This window comes from Streptomyces sp. (genome assembly GCF_035563135.1).
Taxonomy (GTDB): domain Bacteria; phylum Actinomycetota; class Actinomycetes; order Streptomycetales; family Streptomycetaceae; genus Streptomyces.
This window is the reverse complement of sequence record NZ_DATMVN010000100.1, coordinates 1-4,931: the sequence shown is the minus strand read 5'-3', so window position 1 is coordinate 4,931 and position 4,931 is coordinate 1. Positions and strand designations below refer to the sequence as shown.

5 protein-coding genes are annotated in these 4,931 nt (G+C 72.1%); 1 reads left to right on the top strand and 4 read right to left on the bottom strand.

Annotated features, from left to right (window positions below; all coding sequences use genetic code 11):
• Both VN520_RS04490 and VN520_RS04485 read right to left on the bottom strand, forming a co-directional pair.
• On the bottom strand, positions 1-205 hold a 205-nt coding region (locus VN520_RS04490; protein ID WP_325745524.1), incomplete at its 3' end, for a hypothetical protein.
• Positions 202-735: a hypothetical protein gene (locus VN520_RS04485; RefSeq protein WP_325745523.1), complete on the bottom strand. Its 534-nt coding sequence runs from the start codon at positions 733-735 to the stop codon at positions 202-204. The genes VN520_RS04490 and VN520_RS04485, both read right to left, overlap by 4 nt.
• 268 nt (positions 736-1,003) lie before the next feature.
• On the opposite strand from VN520_RS04485, the gene VN520_RS04480 reads away from it, so the two are divergent.
• A complete protein-coding gene (locus tag VN520_RS04480) occupies positions 1,004-2,371 on the top strand; it encodes a hypothetical protein (RefSeq protein ID WP_325745522.1) in 1,368 nt (455 codons plus the stop codon).
• Here the strand turns inward: VN520_RS04480 and VN520_RS04475 are convergent.
• Together VN520_RS04475 and VN520_RS04470 are read right to left on the bottom strand one after the other, a co-directional pair.
• The gene (locus VN520_RS04475; RefSeq protein ID WP_325745521.1) at positions 2,358-3,395 is read right to left on the bottom strand and encodes a hypothetical protein; all 1,038 of its coding nucleotides are present in this window, start codon (positions 3,393-3,395) and stop codon (positions 2,358-2,360) included. The two genes, VN520_RS04480 and VN520_RS04475, sit on opposite strands and share 14 nt — an antisense overlap.
• 463 nt (positions 3,396-3,858) lie before the next feature.
• A complete protein-coding gene (locus VN520_RS04470; protein ID WP_325745520.1) occupies positions 3,859-4,632 on the bottom strand; it encodes a hypothetical protein in 774 nt (257 codons plus the stop codon).
• Between the last annotated feature and the right edge of the window lie 299 nt (positions 4,633-4,931).

The window sequence follows — 4,931 nt, the reverse complement described above, 5'->3', positions numbered from 1 at the left end:
CCGCGACCGTACGGAGTTGGTCCGGGCACCTCTTGAAGATGACGCCGGACAGAAGCATCTGCGCGACATGCAGGGTGTAGGAGAAGCCGAACTGTTCGGCGTGGGTCGCCATCGCCGGCAGGCCGGCCAGCGACGAGGCACCTGGTCGGGCGTGGGCCACCCAGCACTCGGCGGCGCGTTCCTGCACGATCTTCCAGTAGGTCACCGGTACTCCTCGTCGTACTCGAAACCGTCGGCCTCGGCTTCGTCGGCCCACCGTTCCTCATCGGCCGCGTCGAGCGCGTACTCGATGCTCCTTTCCTCGTCCGGGTCGTAGGGCTCGGCGGCCTCGTCGGCCATCGCCTGGTGGTAGGCGGCTTCGTTCTCGGCCTCGTACTCGGCCCGCTGCTGCGGGGTGAGGGACGTCAGCCACGCTTCGTGCTTGGCGTGCTCGGCCGCGTCCCGGGCCTCGACGTAGCCCTGCCAGACGTAGGCGGCGAAGTGCGGATCGTCGCCGCACCACGTCCAGTGGCCGGGGTGGCCGTCGGGTTGGGCGCAGCGGCCTCCGTCGATGGGGTGTGCGAAGCCGCGGCAGCGCAGGACGAGTTCCGTCGAGGGAGTACGCGGCTGGCGGCCGGCAGGGGCGTGGTCACGCTCGCGGCGCAGTTGGGCGAGGACATCGGGGAAGCGGCGCCCGGTCGTACGGGCGATCTCCCGGGCCTCGCGCTTGAGGTAGTCACTGCCGGTCTTGGTCACGGTCGCTCCACAGCGGGACCCCACGCTTCCCGCCGGACGTCGCGTGAATGGGCGCAGCCGGACAGACGGATCCTTCGGGTGGTGCTGCGCGGGACCCTGGTGCAGTCCTTGTCCGGCGGCGCTGCCCCGGTGCGGCGTGGGCGCGGGGCGGCAGCGGAAAACGGCGGTTCGCGACATGCCGTGTCGTACGGCTACACGGTACCGGCTGCCACCGACACAGAGGCAAGACCGCCGGGCGGTGACCGGTGTTGCGCGAAGGCGCCTGGTGATGCGTCAGGCTGGGATCGGCACGGGAAAGGAGCAGTTGGTGGCCACCAAGGCGCAGGCGGCATGGGAAGCGCTGAACGCACGGCAGCAGACGTACATGACCGTGCTGTACGACCACGACCAGGCGGCGGAGACCGCAAGGGCGCAGGACGCCGCCGCCGGCTACTACGACGACACACCGGCATCGGTGTGGCGATGGATCGACGTGGTCACGCCAGGAGCGAAGCTCACCTCGGTGCAGCGGGCCCTCGCCCTTCGGGACGTCCGGGACGACGGCGCCGGATCGACGCTCCAGGCGCTCCAGCGGTACGGGCTGATCGAGGTCCGGGACGAGGTCGTCGAAGGGCCCCGGGGGAAGTCCCGGACGGTGAAGGCGAAGCTCACCCGGGCGGGGCGCGCGACGGTGCGGGCGGGAACGAAGGAGCCGGGCAGGCGCCGCGCCGGTGAGCTGTCGGAGTACGCGTGGGAGCGCCTCGTCCGGCTGTGGAGGGCGGACCCGGGCACGGTACGGATCTGGGGCCACAACACCTACGAGGCACTCATCGGCCGCCCGTCCCCGCCGTACGCCGAGGGCAAACAAGGCGACTACCGGATCAGCGAGGCCGGACGGGAGCACTACCGCACCCTGTGGGCCCGCTACGCCGTGCTGTACCCGGACGTCGCCGCACCGGACCCGGACGGCGGTCCCGAGCCGTGGCCGGCCGAACTGCAGCGGACGCTGGACCGGATGAAGGGCGCGATCGAGCTGGCACACCGGGCCCAGTGGTCGGCGCACCGCCGGTGGGAGGAGGCGGAGAAGGACATCGGGAAGACCGCGGCGCCCCGGGAGGGGGAGGCTGACGCGGAGTGGCACGCCCTGCTGCTGGAGCAGGCGCAGGCCCGTAGCACGCTGGCGCTGGCGCACCGGGAGCGGGCGACCGAGGAGGCGGTCGCGGCCATCCGCCGGTACGCGCACGCCGTCTGCGCCGCGTACACCGCCGCGGTCGAGGGCCGCCCGACCGGGGCGGACCTGACCGCCGCGGTGGTGGCCGCGGCCGACGCGGGCCGGGACAACGCGAAGGTCCCGAAGCCGCCGGTGTGCGGCCTGCACCGGGTCGACACCGCCGTCCAGGAGGCGTACGGCACCCTGGCCGGCACCCGGACCCGCAAGCGCCCGCTGCCCAAGCAGATGCAGCCCGCCGCACGGTCCGTGTGGCGGGACTGGACGGACCCGCCCCAGCACGACCTGGTGGTGCTCCGACTCCTGGAGTTGGCGCGGACCGTGGCCTCATCCGTGGACGGGGGCGCGCTGCGCCGGGAGCTGCACCCGCCCACCGTGCCGGACGCTCCGGCCGGCGGGCCTCCGGAGGCTGGTGTCACGACCGGGTGAGGGCCCGCTCGGACGACGTTGGGCGGGCGTGACCGGCGGCGGGGGCGTCGAGGGGGCACCACCCGCCGCGGACCAGCCGGTCGTTGAGGAGGTCGAGCACGTCCGCATCCTCACCGTCGAAGTCGGGCAGCACGGTGTGCGGTCCGACGGGGCCGGCGAGGAGCAGCGCCTGGCCGCGCTCGCGGGCGGCCGAGGCGAAGGCATCGGTGAGGTCGACGGCGCCGAGGAAGAAGTGCCCGTGCCCGGCGTCCGCGTCCGCTGGCGCGGTGGCCGCGCGTACGGCGACCCAGCTCGGCGCCAGGGGGCCGGTGCCCGGGTGCTCCAGGCGTACCGACCAGCCGTGCGCCCCCAGCTCCCCGGCGCCCTCGGCGGGAAAGCCGTCCTCGAGCAGGTTGAAGTCGAAGAACTCGTACAGGCTCGGGTGGGGTTCGTAGTTCTCCACCTCGGCGTTCAGCAGGAGCACGGGCAGCTGCGGGCCTTCGGGGTCGTCGCCCGGGAGCAGGTGCGCGGTGGCGGTGATCTCATAGGCCACCACGCGCTGCTCCCCGTCCTCGGTGCCGGCGTCGACGCGGACGGTGAACGGCTGCGAGGGGACTTCGGCTGGCACCGCCCAGCGGATCTCCGAGGACGCGCAGGCGAAGTGGGCGTACTGCGTCATCATCACGTGCGTGCCCGGGTTGAGGTCGGGGTCGAAGACGGACACGGTGAACTGCACGCTCGTGGGGTCGGTGGCGGTGTGCACGTCCTCCCCGCACTCGTAGCAGTCGTACCGGCGTGCGGTGCGCTCGGCGAGGAAGGCGCGAAGGTCGTACTCGACGCCGATCTGGTCCCGGCCGTCGACGAACCGCTCGACCTCCTTGGTGAGGACGAAGCCGGGCTCCGGGGTTGCCTGCTCGGCACGCGGGGTGCGCAGGCTTTGCAGGGCGGCGGTGTACGGCATGCCGGTCTTCTCGGCGAGGGCGCGAGCACGGGTGGCGAGGCTGTTGCTGGTGTTCTGGTTCTTCGTCACGGCGGACAGCTCCATGGGCGGGTCTCCCACGCCGGCGCCGCCCCAGTTCGCTCGGAGGAGGGTTGCGCGGTGCTGCTCCACGGGCCCTCGCCGACGTGTCGCCGGTGCCGGTCTCCTGGCCGACGGGCCTTCGACCCCTGCGTGCCACTGCTGCGTGGGAGCGGGTGGCGGGTCTGCGCGGTGCGTGTCCAGCGCTGAGGGCAGCGTAGCGGCTGCCGCTGACGCCCGGACCGCACACGCCGGGCCCGCCAGGTCCGGCGTACCAGCTGTCTTCGGCAGCGGCGGGCACGACCGCTAAGTCGCGTTCAGTAGCGCCGGGCCGGTTTTCGGACAATCAGCTGCGACCCGCCGTCTGACTCGTGCGTGGGACGTACGGTGAACCGACGCCTACGGCGGGACGTTCCCCCGTCGTCCCGCCGTGGGAGTCCTGTCCTGCATGGTGCGTGCTGTCTGAGTGCGAGTCGGGACTACAGTCCGTTCATGGATGGGCGTCAGGCTGGGAGCGGCCGTCGCTGCAGGACGTCTCGGCACATGGGACCTCTCGGACGCGCCAGTTGCCGTTCCTCGGAGTGTGGTCGCACAGGCGGCGCTTGACCTCCCCGTGGATGCATTCCTCGCTGATGTGAAAGTGGCGGGTGCGCTTCCGTTCCGGCGCGGCCGGTGGGGTGGTGCGTCCGGCTTCCGCTGTTGTTCGGACCTGGTCGGGGTGTGCCGTCCGCAGCAGCTCGGTGATCGGCGACTCGGGCCCAGCAAGATCAGGGGTGGGGGCCGTGTGGGGGCGCAGCAGCCGCTTCGCGTCGAGGGGATGTTCGTCATCCGGCCGGGCGTCAGGCGCCAGGAGGATGCAGGGGGTGCCTCGGCGGTCGGGCCCGTGGGGCAGGTCGGCAGGGAGGAGATCGGGCTCCATTCCGTCATCGAGCAACTGGATGATGCGGAACAGGAGCTGCTGCGGGCTGGTGGGGTCGGCATCCGCCACCTGCCAGGCGGAGTGGTGCGGAGAGACTGCCGGCAGAGATGGAAGACGTGCGGGCCAGGGGTGGCCAATGGTGTGGAGCCGACGGCCGTCGGCTGCGAGGACTGCTTCCAGCCACCACAGGTCGCCCTCTTGGCCGAAGGTGAGATAGGCGGCTCCTGGGATCTGCTCCTGGAGGGTGGAGGCGATCAGCGTGATGACGTCCCGGGCGGCGTCGCGGCGCAGGGCGGCGATGTGCTCGTAGGTGAGCAGCGGGGAGATTATCGGAGGGGCGGGCACGGAGTGGGGTCCTCTCGGTCTGTGAGGTCTTGGGTGATCTCTCGGTGCCATTCACGGTGCTCACGAGCGCGCTCGGTGCCGTGGTCGAGAGACTTGAGGCTGTGTCCCGGGCAGCACCAGTCGCGACGCTTCCCCAGGCGGGTCATCAAGGCCGCCACGTGTTTTCTCCCTGTCCTGTTTCCTACGTGCCTCCGGCGGGCCAGGCGGAGTCCGCCTGGCCCGCCGGTCGGTCGGTTTCGGCCGTGCTAGAACGGCGGCTCGTCGGTCGGAGGGGCCGAGTTGGTGGCCCACGGGTCCTC

What these genes read in the sequence shown, in the direction of transcription:
- VN520_RS04475 (WP_325745521.1), bottom strand. Translation starts at nt 3,395, where the DNA reads ATGGAGCTGTCCGCCGTGACGAAGAACCAGAACACCAGCAACAGCCTC.
- VN520_RS04480 (WP_325745522.1), top strand. Translation starts at nt 1,004, where the DNA reads ATGCGTCAGGCTGGGATCGGCACGGGAAAGGAGCAGTTGGTGGCCACC.